This is a genomic window from Bacillus sp. 3G2, from assembly GCF_044324725.1.
Classification (GTDB): Bacteria; Bacillota; Bacilli; order Bacillales; family Bacillaceae_G; genus Bacillus_A; species Bacillus_A mobilis.
The window spans coordinates 1,064,476-1,089,337 of the sequence record NZ_CP172246.1; the positions used below are offsets into that span (position 1 = coordinate 1,064,476).

Sequence of the window (24,862 nt, forward strand, 5' to 3'; positions counted from 1 at the left end):
GTGAAAATGCAAAAAAACTGGTGGCTCGGTTTTCTTGGATTCATTGGGATTTATAAAATACCAGGTATGATTGAAGCTTTTCAAGCGGATGGAAGTTGGATGAAGTTAATCGGTTTCATTTGGCTACTTTGGTTCGGATATTTTATTCCAGAGAAGAAAGATAAAGAAGAATAAATACTAATTTTCTGTAAAGTTATGTAAAATATAGATTGAGAGTATTCATATATTAGATTACTAGATTTGGAGTGGTTACATGGAGCCATTGAAAAATGAAATCCACCCTGACATGGTCAAGGTGTGGAAAGTTCGTGCTGTAATTGAAGAAGGGATCGGTATTCTCGTCATTTTAGCTTACCTTTTCCTCATGATAAAGTTTGATTGGTGGGCGTGGATTTTGTACGTGTTAATCGGATTAACGGTTGCACTAGCGCCATTGGAGTACTTCGTATTCCCGAAACTTCGTCAGCGTTATTATAGCTATCAACTAAATGAAGAAGAACTTGAAATTCAGCACGGTCTTTTCGTCGTAAAGCGTGTATTAGTACCGATGATTCGTGTACAGCACGTTACGATTGAACAAGGACCGATTATGAGAAAATATGGCTTAGCAGAATTACACATTTCAACAGCGGCAACTTCTCACAGCATTCCAGGCTTAACAATGTATGAAGCAGAAATGTTGAAAACGAAAATCGCAGAATTGGCGAAAGTGAGTGATGAGGATGTATAAGAGGCAGCATCCAATCACGATGTTATTAGAATTAAAAATAACAGACTTTATACCACTCATTATTTTCATGTTTAGCTTAAATGGAAAATTCCCGTTTTGGTATTTAATTCCCGCTGCATTCGGTTTACTCACCGTCTTTTCAGCGTTTGAAAAATGGTATTACACAACATACTGGGTTGAAAATAACGTATTACATGTGAAACAAGGGCTCTTTGTGAAGAAGGAGAGCTACTTAAATAAAGAACGTGTGCAAACGATTAATACAAGTTCTAACGTGTTATATCAAATGCTTGGCTTAAAGAAAATTCAAATCGAAACAGCTGGTGGGGGCGATGATGCAGAAGTTAGCTTAGCTGGTATTACAGCAGAAGAAGCAACAGAGCTTATTGCATTGCTAAACGAGCCAACTCCAGAAGTGAAAGCAGAAGAAACGTTAGACGAAGTAGTAGAAAATACAGTAAAAAAAGAAATTGTTACAGAGGAAAAACAATCGACAGAATACAAGTTAACTTGGAAAGAGATTTTATTAGCGTCTGTTACATCTGGTCAGTTTGGACTATTATTCTCGTTAATCTTTTTCGTGTACCACCAAGTAGATGAGTACATTCCGAAATGGATAGAGAATGGTGTCAAGTCGTATGTAATGGAACATGATATATATGGCTGGATTTTCATGGTAGCCATTTTGATCGTCCTCTCGTGGATTATATCGACAATCGGTTATGCGTTAAAACATGGAGATTTCACAGTGAATCGAAGAAATGATGAAGTCCGCATTTCACAAGGATTACTTGAGAAAAAAGAACTCGTCCTAAAATTGCACCGTATTCAAGGTATTACGATAAAAGAAAGTATGTTACGTCAGCCATTTGGTTATTGTGCTGTGCAAGTAGAAGTTATTCAAAGTAAAGGAATGGGTGACGAAAAAGAAAAGGTTACACTGCACCCAATCATTCGAAAAGATCGCGTACAACAGTTACTCGCGCATTTACAATTACCATACGAACTGAATACAAATATTATTTCATTACCAAAAACAGCATTACGCCGCTATCTCATTGATAGTTTCATCTTTTTCGCAATGCTAGCAATCCCGCTTATTGGAATAAGTATATACTTTGAAAAGCACTTCATCATGTGGGCATTAATTCCGCTCGCGATTCTCATCTTTACACTTGGATACGCAACATTTAAAACAAATGGTTACAGTGTAAACGGGGAGCAAATTACGCTTGTATATCGCAGCGTCGGAAAATATACAGGACTTGTTAGAAGAAGACACGTCCAATCAATGGAAAAGACACAATCATATTTCCAGCGCCGTGCAAATCTATGTACGTATAAGTTCTCTAACGCATCATCGGAGTATAAATTAGAACATACGAGAGTAGAAGATGCGGAGAGAATGCAGGATTGGTATAAGAAGAGAATAAGTGAGAATTAAATAGAATGGCTCGTCTTTTGCGGAAGGCGGGCTATTTTTTTATCCCGCATTAACGGGCAGTAAGATTCCCACCTCAAAATTCAGCAAAAGCAAAGAAGTTAGGTGCGGGATCAACTGCCCGTAAAAGCCCGATTGGTGAGGGCTGATAATCAGTGGGGGATGAAAAATTCCCCACCGATTAAAGTTTCACTTTATGTGAAAATAATGAATAATATATGAGGAAGCAAAAGCGAGGTGAATGAGAGTGAGCAAATTTTTAATACCGTATTCATTTTCTATATTAAGTTTCTTTATTTCAGTAACGGCACTTGATTTATATGATAGGATAGAAAATTTTAATGAGGGGACGTCGCCGAACATAATTGGAAAGGTAATTCAATCTACTGCACAAATGGGAGTCCTTACATTGTATTTCGGAGTGCCTATTATTTTAGGTGGCTGTCTACTTGGTGAGCTATTGTTTAGAGGTATCATTTTACGTTTTAAACTAAGCTATATTATATCTTTATTATTATATTTACTTTTAGCTTGTAGTATTGTTTCCGTAACGGTTGGAATGCCAACTACATATGAAGATTCTAATACTACTTTCATGGTAATAACTATGATTTGCGCTGTTACATTCTTTATGGGCCGGAATATATGGGAGAAAAAACAAGTTAACAATGGAGTGAAATAATGAAATACACATGTCCATGCTGCGGATATAAAACAATAGAAGAAGAACCACCAGGTACATATGAAATTTGTAGAATATGTTATTGGGAAGATGATGAGGTTCAGTTTAATGATCCTGACTTTGAAGGCGGGGCGAATGAAGTTTCGTTAAGACAAGCACAGAAAAACTTCATTGCATTTGGTGCTTGTGATGAATGTTCTGTGAAATTAGTTAGAAAGCCGACGAGTGAAGATGTGAAGGATGCTAGTTGGAAGCAAATTTGTTAAATAGCTTTAAAAAAATGTTATTACTCAATGTAACAAGAGTAATAACATTTTTTTATGCAACGATGAAAGGATTAACGCCGTCTTATAAGGTAAAATAATAGAGATGATAAAGTAAAAAGAAGGACTAAAGCAGTAAATTTCACTAATGGATATATTAGGAATAAACACAAAAGTATAGATGTATAGTCAACTTTGTGTATTTAATGTTATTATATTGAATGATATGGAAATTTTTAATAAAAGAAGCAACGAACAATTCAAAGGCAATGAAGCTTTTGTTGTATAAAGAAAATATTTATTATTACTCAGCGATATTAAAAGTAAGATACGTATTTATATAAATTTAGTAGAAATGGGGTTTTAAAAAGGAATGAGTACAAGTATAACACGGCAAAAGATTTTAGAAGCTGCTTCTCAAATTGTGCAATGTAAAGGGGTTGCTAAATTAACCTTAGAAGCGGTAGCAAAAGAGGCGGGGATAAGTAAAGGTGGATTGTTGTATCACTTTTCAAACAAAGAAGCTTTAATAGAGGGCATGATACTCAAAGGGACGGAGGAGTATCAAGACGCTATTCACAATAAAGTAGCGGAAGACTTAGAGAAGAAAGGAAGGTGGGTACGTTCTTTTGTAGAGGAAAGATTAAGTAATGAGAGAAGAGTAGAAGAGCTGGGTAGTAGTATGATGGCAGCATTAATGCTAAAACCTGAATTACTTGAACCGTTACAACAATCATTTCAGCAACTGCAACATAAAATAGAAAATGATGAGATAGATTCAGTTTGTGCCACAATTATTAGATTAGCAGCAGATGGATTATGGTATTCGGAATATTTAGGGGTTGGAAGATTAAGCCCCGAATTAAGAGAAAAAGTAATTCAAGCTCTTATCTATAATTCATATAAATAGAATATACAAACTATACAATGTAAAATAATTCACCATTACTTATTTAATGTAGTGGTGAATTATTTTTTTTATTAGAAAAATAGAACAATTTTATAGAGTATTGAATTATAACCGTCCAGACGGTATAGTAATATTTGGTTTAAGAGGAAAATGAAACAAAAAAAGAATAAAAAATATTTTTAGCACACTATTCGAAAGGATAGGCCGCAAAGCTTAGAGTCTACGGTAATACATATTGGTTACTAAGATCGTCTGGTTGCACATTTTTGATGCAACCGGACGGTCTTTTTTTGTTATATAAATATAAAAAATAGGAGGGAATTATGCAAATGAAAAGTACTAAAAGGCATATTTCAATGGTTTCATTAGTTTTTCTAGTATTATTTTCAGTGCTAAATGTGTGGGCCCCAGTTATTCAAGCTGCTGTGATGAAAAGTCCAGTGGATGAAATTAATGTTTCCCGTACTGATGGCACGACATCTGAACCATATCAAGCCTCGGATGGCATGAAAGTAGAAGTGAAGTGGTCAGCTAAAGAAAAAATAAAAAGTGGAGATCAATTCACAATTGATATGCCAAAAGAGTTTAGAAAAGATCTTATGAATATGAGTTTTCCTTTAAAAGATGCTGAAGGGAAAATAGTCGGTACATGTGAGATGAAAAAGGGTGTATTGACATGTACTATGGGTGATTATGTAGAAGGAAAGAATAACATTAAAGGTTCTTTATTCGTAGAATTCTATTTTGGTCTAGAAGCATATGATGGTATTAAAAAAATTCCATTAGAATTTAACGTTGATGGTCAAATCGTAAATAAAGAAGTAAGTGTAAATAATACGACAGAGAGACCGAAGCCACAGCCAAATACAGATAATTTATTGAAATGGGGTTCTTATAATCAGGAAGATCCTTCAATTGCAGACTGGACGGTATATGTAAATGCAACTGGAACAGAAATGCAAGATCTTAAATTAACAGACACATTGGGACCTGGGCATGAATTAATTACAGATAGCTTAGTATTAGAAGAGGCCGTGTTTGAAGATGGCTATGCAGCAACAAATATTAAGCCAGCAGATTTATCTAAAATTAAAATTAATGCAATGAAAACTGGATTTACAATTGAGTTTCCAGACAGTTCAAAAGGTTATATTTTAAGATATAAAACAAAGATTACTAATCCTGCTGCAAAGCCTCATAAAAATACTGTGAAATTAGAAGGTAAAAATATTGTAACTGAAGAAAAAGTTGGAGAAGTATTCGTAAGTGGTGGGGGAGGAACAGGTTCAGGTGACAATAATCCACCTAGCATTGAAAAAAATATAGTTGATGAGCATGGTAAGTTTGTAGAGAAACAGCAGTTAACACAAATCGATCAAGCTATTCAATACCAAGTTGGTATACATATACCAAACGATCCTCCTAAATACACATCTATGGTAATTAGTGATGATTTAGAAGATGTTTTAGAAGTATTAGAGGCAAAAGTGTATGATCAAAATGGTCAAGATATTACTTCTAAAGGAACGTTAAATATAGATAAACAAAGAAGTGAAGTAACATTTACGTTTGGTGAGAATTTTGACTATAAGTCATATGAAGACCAGGTAATTAACTTGAATATTAAGGCGAAAATTAAAGCCAATACAGATTTATCTTCTTACGTAGATAAGAAGATTCCTAATAAAGCGGAATTACATTTTGATGATAAAACATTAACATCAAAAGAAGTAACTGTTACGCCGCCTGAAGCTCCAAAAAACGGTACAGTATCGATTCATAAAATAGATTCTGAGAATCCGAACAAGGGGTTAAAAGGTGCCGAATTTGAAGTTCGAAATAGTGCAAATGAAGTTGTTGCAAAACTGACAACGGACGAAAACGGCTTTTCAGTACCCCAAACTTTAGCTCCTGGGACGTATAAAATTTATGAAACAGTAGCGCCAGAAGGATATCAAAAATCAACAATTCCAGTAGAGGTTACACTTCAAGCTGGTGAAACAAAAGCCATTGAAGTCAAAAATACTTTGCAAAAGGGTCAAATTGAATTAAAGAAAATTGATTCGGAAAATGGTGAAAAACCATTAGCAAATGCAGAGTTTGATATAGTAAAAGACAGTATAGTAGTTGAGCATATTGTTACAGATAAAGATGGTAAGGCAATCTCTAAACCGTTAGCGCCAGGGAAATATATGTTAAAAGAAACGAAAGCGCCTGAAGGATACCAATTAAAAGAAACAGAGTTCGAAGTAAATGTAATAGGGGACGGCATATTCCCAATAACAGTAAAAAATACAATGACAGACAAAGGTAATGTAGAAATTACAAAGGTGGACAAAGAAAACGGTTCAGTATTAGCGGGTGTCGAATTTGAAGTCCAAAATGAGAAAGGCGAAGTAGTAAGAAAAGTAGCGACGGATAAAGAAGGAAAGGCAAACGTTTCAGAGCTATCTGTAGGAAAGTACAAATTAGTAGAGACGAAAAGCTTACCAGGTTACAAAAAACTAACAGAGCCAGTATCGTTTGAAATTACAAAAGGTATGACGAAAGTCCTATCCTTGAAAGTAGAGAATGAGCAGTTAGAAAACGGCTCAGTAGAAATTACAAAAGTAGATAAAGATAGTAAAGCACCATTAAAAGATGTTGTATTTGAGGTACGTGATTCAAAAGGAAAAGTAGTAAGAAAAGTAACAACAGATAAAGAAGGAAAAGCGAACGTTTCAGATCTATCAGTAGGAAAATACGAATTAGTAGAAACGGAAAGCTTACCAGGTTATAAAAAACTAAAAGAACCAGTATCATTTGAAATTACAAAAGGTATGACGAAAGTCCTTTCATTGGAAGTAGAGAATGAACAGTTAGATAAAGGTTCAGTAGAAATTACAAAAGTAGATAAAGACAGCCAGAAAGTATTAAAAGGCGTAGTCTTTGAAGTGCAAGATGAAGCTGGAACAGTAGTAAAGGAATTAAAAACAGATAAAGATGGTAAAGCAAAAATCTCTGATCTATCAGTAGGGAAGTACAAATTAGTAGAGAAAGAAAGTTTACCAGGCTATAAGAAATTAACAGAGCCAGTATCGTTTGAAATTACAAAAGGCATGACCGAGATCTTATCATTAAAAATAGAAAATGAAATGGTAGATACGGGGAATGTAGAGATAACAAAGATAGACAAAGATAATAAAGCACCGCTAGCGGGAGTAACGTTCGTTGTCCAAGATGAAAAAGGTAACGAAGTTAAAAAAGTAACGACAGATAAAGAAGGAAAAGCAAATGTTGCAGATTTACCTGTAGGCAAGTATGAATTAGTAGAGAAAGAAGGTTTACCAGGTTATAAAAAGCTAGAAAAACCAGTATCATTTGAAATTACAAAGGGCATGACCAAGATACTATCATTAAAAGTAGAAAATGAAATGATGGATACTGGAAATGTAGAGATAATAAAAATAGATAAAGATAGTAAAGCACCATTAAAAGATGTTGTATTTGAAGTACGTGATTCAAAAGGAAAAGTAGTAAGAAAAGTAACAACAGATAAAGAAGGAAAAGCAAACGTTTCAGAGTTATCTATTGGAAAGTATGAGTTGGTGGAAGTAGGAACACCAGCAGGATACAAACCACTTGAAAAGCCAATTTCATTCGAAATTGAAAAGGGCAGAGTAACAGCATTAAAGCTAACAGTCGAAAATGAATTAGTAGATACAGGAAATGTAGAAATTAAAAAAGTAGACAAAGAAACGAAAGATGCTTTAGCTGATGCAGTATTTGATGTTCAAGATGAAGCAGGACAAGTAGTCGCTAAAATAACGACGGATAAAAAAGGACAAGCACAAGTCACTAATTTATCAGTTGGCACATACAAGCTAGTAGAAGTGAAAGCACCAAAAGGATATAAGCAATTAGTAGATCCGATTACTTTCCAAATTGAAAAAGGTATGACAAAATCTCTTGCTTTAACAGTAGAAAATGAAATGTTAGACAAGGGAAATGTAGAAGTAACAAAAGTAGATAAAGATAGCCAAAAAGTATTAGAAGGCGTAGTCTTTGAAGTACAAGATGAGCAAGGAAAAGTAGTAACAGAAGTAACGACAGATAAAGAAGGAAAAGCAACAATTTTAGATTTATCAGTAGGAAAGTATAAATTAGTAGAAAAAGAAAGCTTACCAGGTTACAAAAAATTAACAGAGCCAGTATCATTCGAAATCAAAAAAGGTATGACGAAAGTTTTATCACTAAAAGTAGAGAACGAACTGTTAGATAAAGGAACAGTAGAGATTATAAAAGTGGATAAAGAAAGTGGCGTAGTATTAGCGGGCGTAACATTCGAAGTGCAAGATGAAAAGGATAAAGTAGTAACAAAAGTAACGACAGATAAAGAAGGAAAAGCAAACGTTTCAGATTTATCAGTAGGGAAATATAAGCTAGTAGAGGTAGAGAGCTTACCAGGATATAAAAAACTAGCGAAACCAGTATCGTTTGAAATTAAAAAAGGTATGACAGAAATTTTATCACTAAAAGTAGAGAACGAATTAGTAGATAAAGGTTCAGTAGAAATTATAAAAGTAGACAAAGAAAGTGGCGCGTTATTAGAAGGCGTAACATTCGAAGTGCAAGATGAAAAAGGCAAAGTAGTAACGAAAGTAAAAACAGATAAAGAAGGAAAAGCGAAAATTTCAGATCTATCTGTAGGAAGTTACAAACTAGTAGAAGTAGAGAATTTACCAGGCTACAAAAAATTAACAGAGCCAGTATCATTCGAAATTAAAAAAGGTATGACAAAAGTCTTATCATTGAAAGTAGAGAATGAACAGTTAGACAAAGGCTCAGTAGAAATTAAAAAAGTAGATAAAGATAGTCAAAAAGCATTAGCAGGCGTAGTCTTCGAAGTACAAGATGAGCAAGGAAAAGTAGTAACGACAGTAACAACAGACAAAGAAGGAAAAGCAAATGTTGCAGATTTATCTGTAGGAAAATACAAATTAGTAGAGAAAGAAAGCTTATCAGGCTACAAAAAATTAACAGAGCCAGTATCATTCGAAATCAAAAAAGGTATGACGAAAGTTTTATCACTAAAAGTAGAGAACGAAAAGTTAGATAAAGGTTCAGTAGAAATCACAAAAATGGATGCTGAAAGTAAGAATGTATTATCAGGGGCAGTGTTTGAAGTTCATGACGAAAAAGGAAAAGTAGTAACGAAAGTAACAACAGATAAAGAAGGAAAAGCGAAAGTCTCAGACTTATCTGTAGGTCACTACACACTTGTAGAAGTAGAAGCACCAAAAGGTTATGAAAAATTAACTCATCCAATTCCATTTGAAATTACAAAGGGAATGATAAGTTCAGTTCAATTAGAAGTATTAAACAAATTGACTTCTTTAGCACCACCAGGCCCAGAGAAACCAGAAACAACGGATCCAGAAAAGCCTGAAACACCAAATCCAGAGAAACCAGAAACAACGGATCCAGAAAAGCCTGAAACACCAAATCCAGAAAAACCGGAAACAACGGATCCAGAGAAGCCTGGAACACCAAATCCAGAAAAACCGGAAACAACGGATCCAGAGAAGCCTGGAACACCAAATCCAGAAAAACCGGAAACAACGGATCCAGAGAAGCCTGGAACACCAAATCCAGAAAAGCCTGAAACACCAAATCCAGAAAAACCGGAAACAACGGATCCAGAAAAGCCTGAAACACCAAATCCAGAAAAACCTGAAAAAGAATTACCGAAGACAGGAAAGAAAATGCCTGTGGAACCATATATGGGAGCATTTCTTGTAATGATGAGTTTTGGATTACTCGTATTAGGTAGAAAACAGCAGAGATAATAAAAGTGAAAAGGTATCCTTCAAGTATTGGAGGATACCTTTTTTATTTTATTTGGCATAAAAAAGCATCTAGCAAAAGAACTCGATACCAATAAAAACAAAAAGGAAGACAAAGTGCGTCCTATTTTCTTAATGCGGTTATATCAAAAAAGTTAGCTATATATATTTAATGTGAAAGTACAAGGGTAAAGGTCTTCGTAATATTTGGGTGAAAAAAGAGTTATCTATGTAATTAATTTGAATACTTTAGAAAAGAGGTCTATTTCCTAAAGTATTCAAAGGATGATAGTCCAATAGCAGGTGGAGATGAAACTCGTTTTGGCACTGTATTAGCGCCTTAAAATGTAGATTGGGGAAAATAATGTAAAAAAACTATTGTATATTCAAAAACCTTATGTTACATTTGTGTTACAGAAGAGTTACAAATCGTAACTTATATTACGATTTGTTTTCTTTTATCTTTCGGTATGTTACGAATTAGATTTCGTATCCAATCAACTGAGAATATATAAAATTAAAAAAGAGTTTTTCTATGTGTATAAGAGTGTGTGTAGTAAAGAGTCTGGTGAGATCTTTACGCACATGATTAAAATTCCTTTCTGTCTTTAAAAGAAGAAGAAAACCAACTACCAACTATTTAGGAGTTTTAAGTAATGATAGTAAATGAAATGTACTTCCTTTCCCACACACAAAGTACATCTTTATTTTCAGTCTAATTACTACACAGACTTTTATACATATGCTGTTATTTATTGTTTTAGGGATATATAGGAGGAGAAAAAATGAAAAAGTTATTAATGGTAATTGGACTTACGTTTTTAATGTTAGCTGGATGTAGCAATGGGAATTTTGACAAAGCAATGGATGAAGGAAAGACTGCGTTAACGAATAAAGAATATAAAAATGCCTTATCATCATTTGAAAAAGCGCTAGATGAGAAAAAAGATGATGCAGATGCAAAGGTGCTTGTAGAACAAACGAAAGTAATGATTGAAGCAGTGAAGTTAAAAGAAGAAACAAAGGTAGAAGAATCAATTAAGTCATTTGAAAAAGTAGAGAACATGCAGAATGGAAATACTACGCTTGTAAAACAAGCAAAGGAAGAACGAACAGCATTACTAGCCATCTTAGAGCAAAACAAGAAGTATAGTGAGCAATTGACGAAAAGTGAAGAGTTAATAAGTAAGAAAAATTATGCAGAAGCGAAAGAAATATTAAATAAGCTAGTTGCAGAAACAAAAGATAACAAAAAACTTGAAGAATATAATAAAAAAGCGGTAGGGTTAGTTACTAAAATGAATGAAGAAGAAAAAACTGCAAAGAGTGAAGCAGCGAAGGCACAAAAAACAAATGTAGTAACGAATCAAAAGGTAGCAACAGAAAAGACTCAAAAACCTGAGGCAGAAAAAAATCAAAAGGTAGCGACAGAGAGTAATAAAAAGGTAGAAGCAGACAAGACTCAAAAAGTAGCGACAGAAAATAATAAAAAAGTAGAAGCAGACAAGACTCAAAAAGTAGCGACAGAAAATAATAAAAAGGTAGAAACAGGAAAGACTCAAGATACATTTACTTTTGAGAAAGCGAAAGCATATATTAAAAATGAATATAAAGAAGACTATGATTACACACTAGAGAATACGCAAGTAGAGAATGGAAAGAAATATTATCAAATTAGAGTGCGTACGACATATAAAATAGAAGGTGCAGGTGGACCAGGATTTACTGGTGTATTTAAAGTATTCGAAGATGGTACAATCGTTGAACTGCACTAAATTGATGGAAAGTACACGATGAATCTGTACCCTTTGTAAAGGACATTTTGAGAAAAGGTTATCAATATAAAGAGGATGATTTCTGTATTCAACAGAGGTCATCTTTTTTTATTTCCATTGGTATTTATAATGATTGTAATACGTCATGTAGGAAGTTTAAATGGAAGCATCGTTCATCCTAGAGATGTGCTGAAACTTGAAATTGTATCTAATTCAGCTTTTATTATGGTTGCTTATAATCATCTAAGCTTCTATCGATAAAAAGCTTGCAGAAATTATAAATGTATCATTTAAAGTGAGTAATCAAAATTGTAAAATTTATATAATGATATAAAATAATGGTATGATTATTAAATTAGAAGATATATTCATAATAGTAGGGGAGAGAGAGTTATGAAGCTTAGAGTTTTAGGAATTATATGTTCATGTTTTATTTTATTAGCTGCATGTGGGGATAAGACAGCTGAAAAGGCAATAGAACAAGGGAAATTGGCACTAGCTAATAAGGAGTATGACAAGGCGTTGGCATCATTTAGTTTAGCATTAGATGAAAAAAGTGACGAAGCAAAGGTTTTGCATACACAAACTAAAAAATGGATGGATGCAATGAAGGCAAAGGATGAGCAGAAATGGGATGAAGCGAATAAGCTTTTTGGAGAAGTAGTGGAAACTAAAGGTGGTATAAGCTCCCTTAAAGAAGATGCTAAAAAAATGAAAGGCGAGCTAAAGTCTAATAAGGACACCTTGGATACGTACAATAACAAATTATCTCAAGCGCAAGAACTAATAAATAATAAATCTTTAGATGAGGCTAAGCAACTATTAAGTACTGTTCAGCAAGAAACAGCAACAAATGAGAAATTAAAAGATCATAATCAAAAAGCTACGCAATTAATGGCGACAGTGGATATGGAACTTACAAAAATAGAGAGTGAAAAGAAACAAAAAGAAGCTGAAGAAAAAAAGCAGGCTGAAGAGCAAAAACGTGCTGAAGAGAAAAAGCAAGTTGAAGAACAAAAACAAGTTGATATAAAAAGTGATGAGGAAGCAATACCTTATGTAAGGAAAGCATTAGAGAAATATTTAGCAGGTAATCCATTAAGTAAAGCAGATATAAGAATTATGCCAGATTCAGGTATGAATACAGAACAAGGCTACGGTGGTAGAATATATGAGAATAAGGAAACTCATATAACACATATTGTAGATTATCATGTTAAATTTAATGGTTCTGTTACTTTAATGACAACAGCTGGAGAAACGTACCAATATTAGTTAAAACTCCAACTATTATAGGAGTGACTAGTCTGCGTAATGTTAAATTAATAGCTGTTAAAATTGTTCTTTCAATTTTAACAGCTATTTTTATTTAGTTATATTTTGAGGGTATCTTTTCAAGTTTTGTTAGCATAAAAAAAAGCATCTAGCAAAAGTACTAGATGCAAATAAAAACACAAGGGAAGACAAAATTCTTCCCTTTTCCCGTAAGTAATTATATCAAAAAATTTATAAAAAACTAGCTTTATTTTTAATATAATTGATGTGTGAAGCTATGAAAGTATAAGATTACACTATTTTTGTAGTGTTTTATTGAAAAAAGGAGCTGCGTATATGATTAATTTTAAACCAGAAAATTTAAACCAACTATTAAAAATAACGTTAATTAGTGCGAATAAATCTTATGATGCAATTAAAGAGTATGAATTTACGGGAGAAGCAGTAGTGTTCCGTGTAGACTTTGAATATATTGACGTTTCTCTAATGATTGTAGATATGTTAGGAAGATCAGCTTCTCAATTTACCATTTTGCCATATGCCCGCCCTAATACGAATGAAATAGATTATATTCAGTTTCATGTGTATGCGATTAATGAAGGGAGTTTTAAAGAAATGATTGATACGATATAGAAAACTAATGGGTTCATTATTAGGAGTTGCTGTTCGAATTTTTAGCCTAGTAAATTTATATAGCGTTATTGTGTTTATTAGGATGGAGTCACTACGATTTAGTCAATTATTTAGTATAGTAGGTGTTTAAAAGGAAATTTAGAATAGTATGATGTACAATAAATTTACATTGTATCTAAATTTTATTAAAGTTAAGATAGCTGTTTTTCAATGATTTCTTTAATGTGAATAAATTCAATTGGAGGAATAAAATGAGTAACTTTAGAAATGCTGATATAGAGGCAATTTTAGAAGCAATTGAGAAAAAACAACTTATAGTCTTTATTGGTGCTGGCGTATCAGCAAATTCAGGCTTACCATCTTGGGGAGAATTAGTACATAAGTTTGCGAAAAAGTTAGGGATTAATAGGTCTTTAAATTCAGAAGATTATTTAAGGATCCCACAATATTTTTATAATGAGAGAGGTAATTTAGAATATTATCAGTTAATAGAAGATGTATTTTCTGAGAAGTATATTCCTAATATGCTGCATGACCAAATCCTTTCTTTAAATCCAAAGCATATTATTACGACTAATTATGATGATTTAATTGAACAGTCGTTAGAAAAACATTATTTATTTTACGATAAGGTAGTAGAAGATAAAGACCTTCCTTATGCAAGTAATAATAGGCTGTATATAAAGATGCATGGAGATATTCAAAAGAAGAATATTGTTTTAAAAGAAGATGATTACTTAAATTATTCAAGAAATTTTAGATTAGTTGAAAATTATATAGAGTCTATTTTTATAAATCATACTGTATTGTTTATAGGGTATTCAGTACAGGATTATGATTTAAAGTTAATTATAAAGCGTTTGCAATCTACAATTGGTAATGATTTTAGAACAGCATATTTACTTAATGCTTCACCGAAAATAAATAATTTTGAAAAAAGTTATTTTAAAAAATTTGGAATAAACATTATTGATATAAGTTGTATACCTAGTATATATAATATGAAGGGAAATTTAGAAAATCCTTTTGGTAATAATATTTCTAACTTGATAGATTATATTAATAATTACAATGTAGAAGATAGAAACTCATTGAATTATTTTGTTGAGAAGTGGAATTCTTTTAAAGATGTCAATGCAATAAGAGTCACAGACTTGTTTCAAAAAATTAATTTTAATAATATAATTTATGAATTTATAAACCAGCATTTACGTATAACTTTAAATCCTCTTTCTGATGAACATTCATTTATTATGCATTTTATAAAAGAAATTGGAGTGATTAAGCAAGATATTAATAAATCAGTGTTTAATTCTCAAATAGATAATTATTCCTATATTCAAGAGGTTTTATCAAAAGCCGGCATAAAAAAAATAACAGTAATTAAACGAAGGGATAACTTAGATTTTGAAATAGTTGAATTTGAAGTGGAGATGGATAGTGAAGATTGGAAACCTAAAGTTGTAAAATATGTTGAAGAGAATAATTATATTGAACTAGAAAATGTAATTCCTGAGATTAAATTAAGTAATCAAAACTTAACTTATCATGAACACTTATCATTAAGTTTTGCGTTTACTCAATTTAATCAGTTTGTTAGTGCGAATGAACAACTAAAGAATATTTCTTTAAAATCTTATAAAGAAAAGAAATATAATATGTATTATTTATCCAATTTCAACAAGCTAGCTGTAATTAGGCTGTTACGTGCTCCTAGTATGATACTAAGTGGAAATATTGCAGAACCAATCCCAGATAAATATATGGATGAGTTAAAAAGTTATTCTGAGATGAGAAGGGAAATATCTGAGAGCTTTAATCAGCTGACTTCAAGCGAAAAAGATAGTTTTAGCTATTTAGAAGAGCTATTGAATTCTAGGGGGCTTATAGATGAGATAAGAACAGAGACCAGACAAATAAGTGAGAAGATTAGGAGTAATCTGGATACGCAGTTTATTTTAGGTAGCCAAGATCTAGATTTACCAAAGTTAATTACAGCTGTGCATGAATTTTACAGGTATACTACTTATAATTTATTAATTGCCAATTACTATAGTGAAACTCGAGAAATTTATAAAAATTATTTTGATGCTATCTGTTGTACGTATCTTAATTTGGAGAAAGCAAATGAAATTAGGGCTAAAGATACTAGCATTATTGAACCGTATCGATTTACTTATCAAGATCTCATAATTATAACGAATTCTCTATCTGAAAAAGAGATTGAAACAATTATTCAGTCTTATGGAATAAATTCAATTTTATTATCTGATTCTAATGCCTTATGTGCACAAATGATGCTACATAATTTAATGAAAAGTTATGTGAAAAATACTACATCAAAAAATATTGAGAACAAGTTTCTTGCAACGTTGACATTATTTAAATACATTGAGTTTCCTAGTGAATTTTTAGAAACATTCTTTAACAGTTTTAACGATATGATATTAGTACGGCCTATTAGGGATTCGGTATACAGAACATTTTTTAACTTTCTTGTATTACAGTCTAAAATTAAAAGTTTAGATCCAAATATATTTAAAGTATTTATAGAGAATTTTTTGAGAAAAGTAGCCAATGCTCAATATAATAAAAATGGAGGATTTGAAGCGAAAGTATTAAGAAAGCTTGATTCCGTTGCTTTGCTTTGTGAGGTAACTTCAATAAGAAGTCTCAAAAATACTAAATGGCAGTTGGATTCTGTATTTAAAGAAATAGATTATGGTCACTTGAAGGATTATAGATTGGAATTATATTCGATGTTTGCAGGATTATATCGAATCTCTGAGGAATCGTTCAAAAAAATATTTAAAAAGAGAATTAAGAAATATTTGAAAGAAAATTTTGATATTGGTTTATTTTTACAAGCTATTAATTTGAATATCATTGTTATTGATAAAGGGTTTTTAAGCGCTTTATCAGAGGCATTACAAGATATTAATCCTCAAGATGAAGCGGAGATAATAAATTTTTTGATTTTTTCAAAGAAACATCCAAAGAGTATTATGAAGTCTATAAAAAAGGTTAATAAATTTTATGTATTCTTGGTGGAAAGAGAAAATTATGATTATAAGGATAACGTATTTGAAATTGAATGGTTAAATCATTTAACGGATGAACAGATAACTAAAATCCAGGGGCCATTTTATAGATTTATACAACAGAAAATAAAGGGAGAAATATTAAACTCGAATTTAAAGAAAAAGAGTTTAATTGAGTTATACTTTAAACATTTTGTAAATGAAGTTGATAGGCCTTAATAGATATTACATATTTGCGCTATATGCAATGGTTATATTATCAACACTTTTATAATAAAAGCTTGTGGGTTGGTCATAGTGGAAGAAGAGGTTGCTAATAAATGGATAGAAATGAGAATAAAAGATTATTTGTAGAGTTATTAAGGGATAATTTTAATAAGATACTTAGTGAACTACAATTAGTATATAAATTGAATCACAATGGGGAAAAAGGAAGAGAAGCCGAGGAGATATTAAAGAATTTTTTGTGTGGATACTTACCAAAAAAATATTCAGTAACAACTGGATTTGTGAAGTCAGATTTAGGAGTAAGTAATCAATGTGATATTTTGATTTATGATGATACTAATTATGCTCCATTGTATTCAGGATATGTTAATAAAATAATTCATATGCTGAGTTTACGGGGATGTATTGAATGTACTATGAGGTTAAATAAGAAAAAGGTTAAAGAAGACAATGAAAAATTTAGTAGCCTAAAGTCTTTTTACAGAAGATCAGATCAGATGAAAGCGAGATTTACAAAGGAACCTATAACAGTTCTTTTTGCTTATAAATCTGAAGGTGATACTTTGAATCATTTGAATGATTTGGAAGAGAAAAATATTGATATGGTATTTTGTGCGGATGGACATCTATACGTTTTAAATCGGAAAAACGGTAAATACTCAGACAATGTAGTGGAAGGTATATTTTCAGGTGAAACGATTCATGGATATACATTTACAAAGGAGCAACATGCATTTTCAATTTTTTATTCTTATCTAGTAGATAACTTAAATGTAATTAAGAGTAATCCAGAAGAATATAGAATGGTTCAGGAATACTCAAAATCTTCCATATACGTAGATTATAAAGATATGTACTAATGTATAGTAATAATCCTTTTATATTTGATAGTGTTTAATTCAAATATAGGAGGATTATTATATTTGGAGAGGTTACTATAATTACGTTTTGGAATAGATGTAATTCGTATATAAAATAATTGAAGGTGAATATGGTGTTTATTTGATTTTGAGTGGCTGCACCTTGAATTTTTAACTATAATTTTACAAATATGTATATACCAACTAATATATAATTAGTAAATTCATATAATTGGGGTGATGAGATGCAGCCGTTAGAAAGAGAGATTCATGCTAATATGCTGAAAGTGTGGCGAATTCACGCTTTAATTGGGGCGGCAGTTATACTAGCAGTCGTAATTGCATATTTCTTTTTTATGATCAATTTTAATTGGTGGGGTTGGTTGTTTGGCTTGTTAGTAACAGGAGCTATTCTATTTATCCCGCTTGATTATTTTGTGTTTCCAAATTTACGTCAGCGCTACTATAGTTACAGATTAAATGAAGAAGAGATTGAGATTCAAAAAGGAATGTTCGTTGTAAAACGCGTACTTATTCCGATGATGCGCGTGCAGCACGTAACGATTGAACAAGGACCAATTATGAGAAAGTATAATTTAGCAGAATTACATATTTCAACAGCAGCAACTTCTCATAGTATTCCAGGTTTAACGAAAGAAGAAGCAGAGCAGCTGAAAAGACAAATTGGAGAACTTGCGAAAGTGAGTGATGAGGATGTATAAAAGGCAACATCCGATCACAATCTTATTAGGTATTCGAATTGCGGGTTTATTGCCTTTTATTTTTCTTGTTCTATTTAAATCAGATGGCCAAGTAAAACCTTGGTATTTCTTTCATCTCGTTCTTTTGGCTATATTATTTATTATGGCAATTTTCTCAGCTATAAAATGGTATTTCAAAGTGTACTGGGTTGAAAATAATATTGTACATATAAAGCACGGTGTGTTCGTTAAGAAAGAAAGTTACTTAAATAAAGAACGTGTGCAAAATATTAGTACGTCTTCTAACATCATTTATCAAGTGCTTGGACTGACGAAATTAAACATAGAAGTAGCCGGCGGTGGTACTGAGCCAGAAGTGATGTTGGCGGGTATTAGAGAAGAAGAAGCGAAGGAACTCATTGTTTTATTACATAAAGAAAGAAGCGTTGTGAGTGAAGAAGCGCCTGCGGAAGAAGGAAGTAAGACGGTATATCAGTTAACAACGAAAGAAATTTTAGCAGCATCTATTACATCTGGTAGATTCGGATTAGTGTTTTCTGGGTTACTTCTTATTTACACAGAGTTTAATCAATTTCTTCCAGAATGGCTCATCAATAAAGTAGAAGCGTATGTGATGGATAACGGTGTATATGAATTAATTGTTATGGCTGCGATTTTAATGGTGATTTCGTGGGTCATTTCAACAGCTGGCTATGCGTTAAAATATGCGAACTTTAAAATTGAGCGAAATAGAAGTGAAATTCGCATCGTGCAAGGGTTATTTGATAAAAAAGAGTTTGTTTTAAAACTACACCGCATTCAAGCGATCACTGTGAAAGAAGGAATTCTCCGTCAGCCTTTCGGTTATTGCTCTGTCGAAGTGGAAGTTATTCAAAGTATAGAAGCAGCAGGGCAGGAAGTGATGTTACATCCTTTTATGAAGAAAAAAGATGTTCAGCAGTTACTTACATATTTGCAGTTACCGTATGAAATGGAAGAGAAAATTGTTCACTTACCGAAATCTGCATTACGCCGTTACATAATAATGGGCTGGATTACAAGTACCATACTCGCTGTGCCAATTGCCGGTGCGAGTATATATTTTAAGCAAAATATGGCGTTATTCACTTTAATACCACTATTTATCATATTTACGTTACTCTCATACGCTAGGTATAAAAGTGGTGGATATATGATACGAGACAATCAGTTAGTCATGGTATACCGTGGCCTAGCAAAATATACAGGAATCATGCGAAGAAGGCATGTTCAAGCAGTAGGATACAATCAATCGTATTTTCAAAAGAAAGACGAGTTATGTACAGCTGCCGTATCGGTAGCGGGACATAAATATAAAGTGAAGCATATGGGAAAAGAAGATGCGCTTCGTATATATAATTGGTACAAAGAAAAAGGAAACACCGGTGCGTAATGGTGTTTCCTTTTTTGTGTTGTGATTTGTCGATAAGTCGATATATTCGGGAAATCGCCGATATAATTTCATGTACCGCGGTCTCCGAACTCCCAAAAAATTAAACTAACACATCAAAAGTAGTTACAAATGACGGACGAGAGAAAATACTTTTCTGCTGTTCCGCATGTGGATGCGCCTGAGCCTGAGCTTGTCCTTGACCTTGACCTTCTGCTTGTGCAGGGCGTTTTTTGTGAGCGTTTTCGAATGAACGTGATTCTGTCCAGTCTTTAAAGTTTTGCTCTGTTTCCCACATCGTTAAGATGACGTATGTATCGTTACTTAATGGGCGTAGAACGCGAATTGCTTGGAATCCTGGTTCGTTTTCGATAAGGCCTGCGCGGTTTTTAAAACGGTTTTCAAATACTGGGCGACCTTCGTCTGTGACAGAAATGTTGTTACAAACGATGTAGCCAGCTTGTCCTTTAAATTCGCCAACAGCGTCTAGTACGTCATAACTAAGTGAGCCTTCTACTGATTCTTCTGTATTTTCTTTATAAAACATATCTTTTTCATTATTTTTTGCAGTGAAATGTGCTTGTTCTAGAGGTGTTTCGTATGAAATAATAGCCTTCATTTTAATGCCCCCTTTAATTGTTTGTTTCTATTATATCAACTCTCGTAAAAAACTTCGAAGATTATATACATAAAGATACCTCTTTTTCAAATAATAAATGTACCATCATTTGGAAAGAAGGCCGATGTATGAAGAAAGTAAAATGGACTTTATTAGGTGGATTAGCAACGCTCGTATTAGCGATTGTACTTTATAAACTTATTGTGTTAGCTGGTGGCTATATGATGGATGAAAAGCAGCTCGTTTTCCACTCTTCATCACGTATCGTTGACCAGAAAGGGAAAGAAATTACGAAATTATACGTAGAAAATAGAGATCTCGTACCAGTCGAGCAAATTCCGAAATACGTGCAGCAGGCGTTTATTGCGGTGGAAGATTCTCGTTTTTATGAGCATCAAGGAATTGATTATCCTTCTATATTCCGGGCTCTTTATAAAGATACGTTAGCTGGAGAAAAGATAGAGGGCGGTAGTACGATTACGCAGCAACTCGCTAAAAACGTTTTTTTAACTCGTGAAAAAACAGTTACGCGTAAATTGAAGGAAGTCGCAATTTCCCTTCAATTAGAGCAAAAATATACGAAGCAACAAATTCTTGAAATGTATATGAATCATATTTATTTTGGCCATGGGGCTTACGGTATTCAAGCGGCAGCAAAGTTGTATTTTAATAAAAATGTAGAAGATTTAACAGTAGAAGAAGGCGCAATGCTTGCAGGTCTTCCGAAGTCGCCAAACGGATATTCACCGTATTTCTCTCCAGAGAAAAGTAAGGAGCGCCGCGATCTCGTATTGTCACTTATGCATAAACAAGGCTATTTGACTGCCGAAGAAAGTGTACGTTATCAAGGAAAGACGATTGCGCTATATAAAAACTTAGATGAGAATGAGCTCGCATATATGCCGTATATTGATATGGTTATAGATGAAGCAGCTCGTTTATATGGATTGTCTCATCAAGAAGTACTCCGAGGAGGATATACGTTTGTCGTTCCGATGGATGAAAAGATTCAAAAGGTAGCGTATAACCAGTTTCAAGATGCGAGGAATTTCCCTGGTAAAGAAGAGGGGGCGCAAGGTGCTTTTTTATTAATGGATAATCGTACGGGCGGAATTAAAGCGGCGATTGGCGGAAGAAAGTACGTCCCGAGAGGTTTTAATCGTGTTTTCGCAAAAAGACAGCCAGGTTCTGTGCTAAAACCACTTATCGTCTATGCGCCAGCACTCGAAACGAAAAAGTATAATCCGTATTCTTTATTAACAAATGAAAGAAATTCGTTTGAAGGCTATGAACCTCGAAATTACAATCATGCGTATTCGAAAGAAATGACGATGTACGATGCGATTTTAGAATCAGCAAATGTACCGGCAGTTTCTTTATTAAATGAATTAGGGGTAGAAGAAGGAAAGCAATATTTAGAGAAAGGCAATGTTCATATTGCCGATGCTGGGTTAAGTACAGCGCTTGGCGGATTGAAAAACGGTGTTTCAACATTTGAACTTGTGAAAATGTATCGTGCGTTTTTAGCAAATGGCGCTATTATTGAGCCGCACGTGATTGATAAAGTGTTCAATAGACACGGCGCAGTTATTGGAGAATCACCAAAAGTAGAAACGAAAATTTTCTCGAAACAAACGGCATGGTATATGACGAAAATGTTAGAAGGAGTTGTGAAGGAAGGGACAGCGAAAGTCGGTGTATATAACGGGGCGCTAGCTGGGAAAACAGGCACAACTTCCTTACCAAATGACGATAATGGAGCGAGAGATATGTGGTTCGTTGGCTATACGCCAAATTTAGTAGGCGCTGTTTGGATTGGTTATGACCGTACGGATAAAGAGCATCAGTTGCAAGGAGAAAGTGCGTCAGCAACGAAATTGTTTAAGAAAATTTTAACGAAGGCAAATGTAGAACAGAAAGAGCAGTTTATGAAACCAGAAGGTGTGGAAACAATCGGTGCTCCAATTCGGCTGCGCAAAATTGAAGATGTGAAAATAAAATTAGCGTTTAGCCCTTTCGGTTTATTTAAAGCGAAATTAAGCTGGACACCACTTCCAGATGATAGAATTATGTATCGTATTTATAGAGTGGAAAACGGAGTCCATACGCATGTAGCAACTGTAAATGGTGCTGGGGAATATGAAGAAAAGTTCGTTAACATCTTTTCAAAACCGAGTTTTTACGTTGTGCCATATAACACACAAACGAATCGCGAAGGAGAAAAGTCAAAAGTAGCTAAACCATAGTTTTTCTCTGTGTTATAATAAGAATGTTGTGAAAATAGTAAGCGTTTTTAAGAATGTTTGTGTCAATTTAATGAACAACGTACATAATATTATGCATTTTGTTTTTACAAGCTGTATAGTAAAAAAAGATAAATATCGGAATAGAACGTATTTAGAGCAAAAGCATTGGCAAGGAAGGGAGCAAGGGTCTTGGTAAGAAATATAAATGAGACATTTTTAAAAGCATGTAGGGGGGAACGTACTGATTATGTACCAGCATGGTATATGCGTCAAGCAGGTCGTTCACAGCCGGAATATAGAAAGATAAAAGAAAAGTATTCTTTATTTGAAATTACACATAATCCAGAGTTATGTGCTTACGTTACAAAGTTGCCAGTCGATCAATATAATGTAGACGCAGCAATTCTGTATAAAGATATTATGTCACCACTACCTGCAATTGGTGTGGATGTAGAAATTAAATCAGGTATTGGCCCAGTTATTGATAATCCAATCCGTTCTTTACAAGACGTCGAAAAACTAGGGGAAATCAATCCAGAAGATGACGTACCGTACATATTAGATACGATTCGTTTATTAACGACAGAAATGTTAGACGTACCGTTAATCGGTTTTTCAGGAGCTCCGTTTACATTAGCGAGCTATATGATTGAAGGCGGTCCATCTCGTAATTATCATAATACGAAAGCGTTTATGTATGCAGAGCCGAAAGCTTGGTTCGCTTTAATGGATAAGCTAGCAGATATGGTTATTACATACTTAAAAGCACAAATTAACGCAGGAGCAAAAGCAGTTCAAATTTTCGATTCTTGGGTTGGAACAGTAAATGTAGCGGATTACCGCGTATTTATTAAACCGGCAATGGAGCGTATTTTTGCAGAAGTTCGTAAGGTGGGTGTTCCAATGATTATGCACGGCGTAGGAGCTGCACACTTAGTAAATGAATGGCACGACTTACCGCTTGATGTAGTAGGCTTAGATTGGCGCTTACCGATCGAAGAGGCACGTGCGCGCGGCGTTCATAAGGCGGTACAAGGTAATATGGACCCGTCATTCTTACTTGCGCCATGGTCTGTTATTGAAGAACATGTAAAAGGTATTTTAGATCAAGGGATGAAACAGCCAGGTTATATCTTTAACTTAGGACACGGTGTATTCCCAGAAGTAAATCCAGATACATTAAAACGTTTAACTACATTTATTCATGAATACTCTAAAGGGCAGTTAGCGAAGTAAAGGAGCATTGCTGTATGAAAAAGAAAATTGGTTTGCTTGTAATGGCATACGGAACGCCATATAAAGAAGAAGATATTGAACGTTACTATACACATATTCGCAGAGGAAGAAAGCCAAGTCCTGAAATGCTAGAAGATTTAACAGAGCGTTACCGTGCAATTGGTGGTATTTCTCCTTTAGCTACTATTACATTAGAGCAAGCTAAAAAGTTAGAGAAGCGTTTAAATGAAGTACAAGATGAAGTAGAGTATCATATGTATCTTGGCTTAAAACATATCGAACCGTTCATTGAAGATGCAGTGAAAGATATGCATAACGATGGTATACAAGATGCAATCGCACTTGTTCTTGCACCGCACTATTCTACATTTAGCGTGAAATCGTATGTAGGACGAGCACAAGAAGAAGCAGAGAAACTTGGAAACTTAACAATTCACGGCATTGATAGTTGGTATAAAGAACCGAAATTCATCCAGTATTGGGTTGATGCAGTGAAAGGTATATATAACGGTATGGCAGAAGCAGAACGTGAAAAAGCAGTATTAATCGTATCTGCACATAGCTTACCAGAAAAAATTATCGCACTTGGCGATCCATATCCAGATCAATTAAATGAAACAGCTGACTATATTGCAAGAGGTGCTGAAGTAGCAAACTATGCAGTAGGTTGGCAAAGTGCAGGAAACACACCAGATCCTTGGATTGGTCCAGATGTACAAGATTTAACGAGAGAATTAAATGAAAAGTACGGTTATACTTCATTCGTATACGCACCAGTTGGATTTGTTGCGGAACATTTAGAAGTTTTATATGACAACGACTTTGAGTGTAAAGTTGTAACAGATGAAATTGGCGCGAAATATTATCGTCCAGAAATGCCAAATGCATCGGACGCATTTATTGATTGCTTAACAGATGTTGTATTAAAGAAAAAAGAATCTGTATTGTAAGAAGAAAGGGGGAGCCTG

Annotated in this window: 19 protein-coding genes, 2 pseudogenes and 1 riboswitch; of the genes and pseudogenes, 19 read left to right on the forward strand and 2 right to left on the reverse strand. The window is 33.7% G+C overall.

What is annotated here, in order from left to right; translation table 11 throughout:
* From ACHZK0_RS05440 to ACHZK0_RS05480, 9 genes and pseudogenes are all read left to right on the forward strand, one after another.
* Nucleotides 1-174 (forward strand): hypothetical protein, encoded by a 174-nt coding sequence (locus ACHZK0_RS05440; RefSeq protein ID WP_061676567.1) that lies wholly within the window; start codon nt 1-3, stop codon nt 172-174.
* Between the two features lie 79 nt (nt 175-253).
* Nucleotides 254-730 (forward strand): PH domain-containing protein, encoded by a 477-nt coding sequence (locus ACHZK0_RS05445; RefSeq protein WP_016716716.1) that lies wholly within the window; start codon nt 254-256, stop codon nt 728-730.
* Nucleotides 723-2,174, forward strand: coding sequence for a PH domain-containing protein (locus tag ACHZK0_RS05450; RefSeq protein WP_395761295.1), 1,452 nt, complete (start codon nt 723-725; stop codon nt 2,172-2,174). Before ACHZK0_RS05445 ends, ACHZK0_RS05450 begins: the two co-directional genes overlap by 8 nt.
* Before the next feature lie 244 nt (nt 2,175-2,418).
* Complete coding sequence (locus tag ACHZK0_RS05455; RefSeq protein ID WP_395761296.1) at nt 2,419-2,853, forward strand: hypothetical protein; 435 nt, start codon at nt 2,419-2,421, stop codon at nt 2,851-2,853.
* Nucleotides 2,853-3,119: a CPCC family cysteine-rich protein gene (locus ACHZK0_RS05460; RefSeq protein WP_395761297.1), complete on the forward strand. Its 267-nt coding sequence runs from the start codon at nt 2,853-2,855 to the stop codon at nt 3,117-3,119. The genes ACHZK0_RS05455 and ACHZK0_RS05460 overlap by 1 nt, the downstream gene beginning before the upstream one ends.
* Nucleotides 3,120-3,489: 370 nt before the next feature.
* Complete coding sequence (locus tag ACHZK0_RS05465; protein ID WP_016088996.1) at nt 3,490-4,026, forward strand: TetR/AcrR family transcriptional regulator; 537 nt, start codon at nt 3,490-3,492, stop codon at nt 4,024-4,026.
* 171 nt (nt 4,027-4,197) lie between these two features.
* A riboswitch (cyclic di-GMP riboswitch) is annotated at nt 4,198-4,290 on the forward strand.
* A 164-nt stretch (nt 4,291-4,454) separates the two neighbouring features.
* Nucleotides 4,455-9,353 (forward strand): annotated as a pseudogene (locus ACHZK0_RS05470) (SpaA isopeptide-forming pilin-related protein); the annotation flags it as partial.
* Between the two features lie 109 nt (nt 9,354-9,462).
* Nucleotides 9,463-9,807: a bacteriophage T4 gp5 trimerisation domain-containing protein gene (locus ACHZK0_RS05475; protein WP_395761694.1), complete on the forward strand. Its 345-nt coding sequence runs from the start codon at nt 9,463-9,465 to the stop codon at nt 9,805-9,807.
* Nucleotides 9,808-10,636: 829 nt separating this feature from the next.
* The gene (locus tag ACHZK0_RS05480) at nt 10,637-11,626 is read left to right on the forward strand and encodes a hypothetical protein (RefSeq protein ID WP_395761298.1); all 990 of its coding nucleotides are present in this window, start codon (nt 10,637-10,639) and stop codon (nt 11,624-11,626) included.
* A gap of 69 nt (nt 11,627-11,695) precedes the next feature.
* Here the strand turns inward: ACHZK0_RS05480 and ACHZK0_RS05485 are convergent.
* Nucleotides 11,696-11,776 (reverse strand): annotated as a pseudogene (locus ACHZK0_RS05485) (IS3 family transposase); the annotation flags it as partial.
* Here ACHZK0_RS05485 and ACHZK0_RS05490 point away from each other — a divergent pair.
* The 7 genes from ACHZK0_RS05490 (at nt 11,756) to ACHZK0_RS05520 (ending at nt 19,796) form a co-directional block, all read left to right on the forward strand.
* On the forward strand, nt 11,756-11,887 hold the full coding sequence (locus ACHZK0_RS05490) for a JAB domain-containing protein (RefSeq protein WP_375867072.1): 132 nt from the start codon (nt 11,756-11,758) through the stop codon (nt 11,885-11,887). The pseudogene ACHZK0_RS05485 and the gene ACHZK0_RS05490 sit on opposite strands and share 21 nt — an antisense overlap.
* A 132-nt stretch (nt 11,888-12,019) precedes the next feature.
* Nucleotides 12,020-12,901, forward strand: coding sequence for a hypothetical protein (locus ACHZK0_RS05495; protein WP_144660098.1), 882 nt, complete (start codon nt 12,020-12,022; stop codon nt 12,899-12,901).
* A gap of 336 nt (nt 12,902-13,237) precedes the next feature.
* A complete protein-coding gene (locus ACHZK0_RS05500; RefSeq protein WP_395761299.1) occupies nt 13,238-13,534 on the forward strand; it encodes a protoporphyrinogen oxidase in 297 nt (98 codons plus the stop codon).
* A gap of 251 nt (nt 13,535-13,785) precedes the next feature.
* Entirely contained in the window at nt 13,786-16,794 is a 3,009-nt protein-coding gene (locus tag ACHZK0_RS05505) for an SIR2 family protein (protein ID WP_395761300.1), read from the forward strand.
* A gap of 101 nt (nt 16,795-16,895) precedes the next feature.
* Nucleotides 16,896-17,663, forward strand: coding sequence for a DUF6602 domain-containing protein (locus tag ACHZK0_RS05510; RefSeq protein ID WP_395761301.1), 768 nt, complete (start codon nt 16,896-16,898; stop codon nt 17,661-17,663).
* 245 nt (nt 17,664-17,908) lie between these two features.
* Nucleotides 17,909-18,385 (forward strand): PH domain-containing protein, encoded by a 477-nt coding sequence (locus ACHZK0_RS05515; protein ID WP_395761302.1) that lies wholly within the window; start codon nt 17,909-17,911, stop codon nt 18,383-18,385.
* On the forward strand, nt 18,378-19,796 hold the full coding sequence (locus ACHZK0_RS05520) for a PH domain-containing protein (RefSeq protein ID WP_395761303.1): 1,419 nt from the start codon (nt 18,378-18,380) through the stop codon (nt 19,794-19,796). Before ACHZK0_RS05515 ends, ACHZK0_RS05520 begins: the two co-directional genes overlap by 8 nt.
* A gap of 100 nt (nt 19,797-19,896) precedes the next feature.
* Here the strand turns inward: ACHZK0_RS05520 and hmoB are convergent, their stop codons facing one another.
* A complete protein-coding gene (gene hmoB, locus ACHZK0_RS05525) occupies nt 19,897-20,412 on the reverse strand; it encodes a heme-degrading monooxygenase HmoB (protein ID WP_395761304.1) in 516 nt (171 codons plus the stop codon).
* Nucleotides 20,413-20,540: 128 nt separating this feature from the next.
* Between hmoB and ACHZK0_RS05530 the strand changes: the two genes are divergently transcribed.
* The 3 genes from ACHZK0_RS05530 to hemH all read left to right on the forward strand — a co-directional run bounded on the left by ACHZK0_RS05530 (nt 20,541) and on the right by hemH (nt 24,844).
* Nucleotides 20,541-22,658, forward strand: coding sequence for a transglycosylase domain-containing protein (locus ACHZK0_RS05530; protein ID WP_270342038.1), 2,118 nt, complete (start codon nt 20,541-20,543; stop codon nt 22,656-22,658).
* Nucleotides 22,659-22,847: 189 nt separating this feature from the next.
* The gene (gene hemE, locus ACHZK0_RS05535) at nt 22,848-23,894 is read left to right on the forward strand and encodes a uroporphyrinogen decarboxylase (RefSeq protein WP_262741145.1); all 1,047 of its coding nucleotides are present in this window, start codon (nt 22,848-22,850) and stop codon (nt 23,892-23,894) included.
* Nucleotides 23,895-23,908: 14 nt separating this feature from the next.
* On the forward strand, nt 23,909-24,844 hold the full coding sequence (gene hemH / locus ACHZK0_RS05540) for a ferrochelatase (RefSeq protein ID WP_097863929.1): 936 nt from the start codon (nt 23,909-23,911) through the stop codon (nt 24,842-24,844).
* The last annotated feature ends 18 nt before the right edge of the window (nt 24,845-24,862 follow it).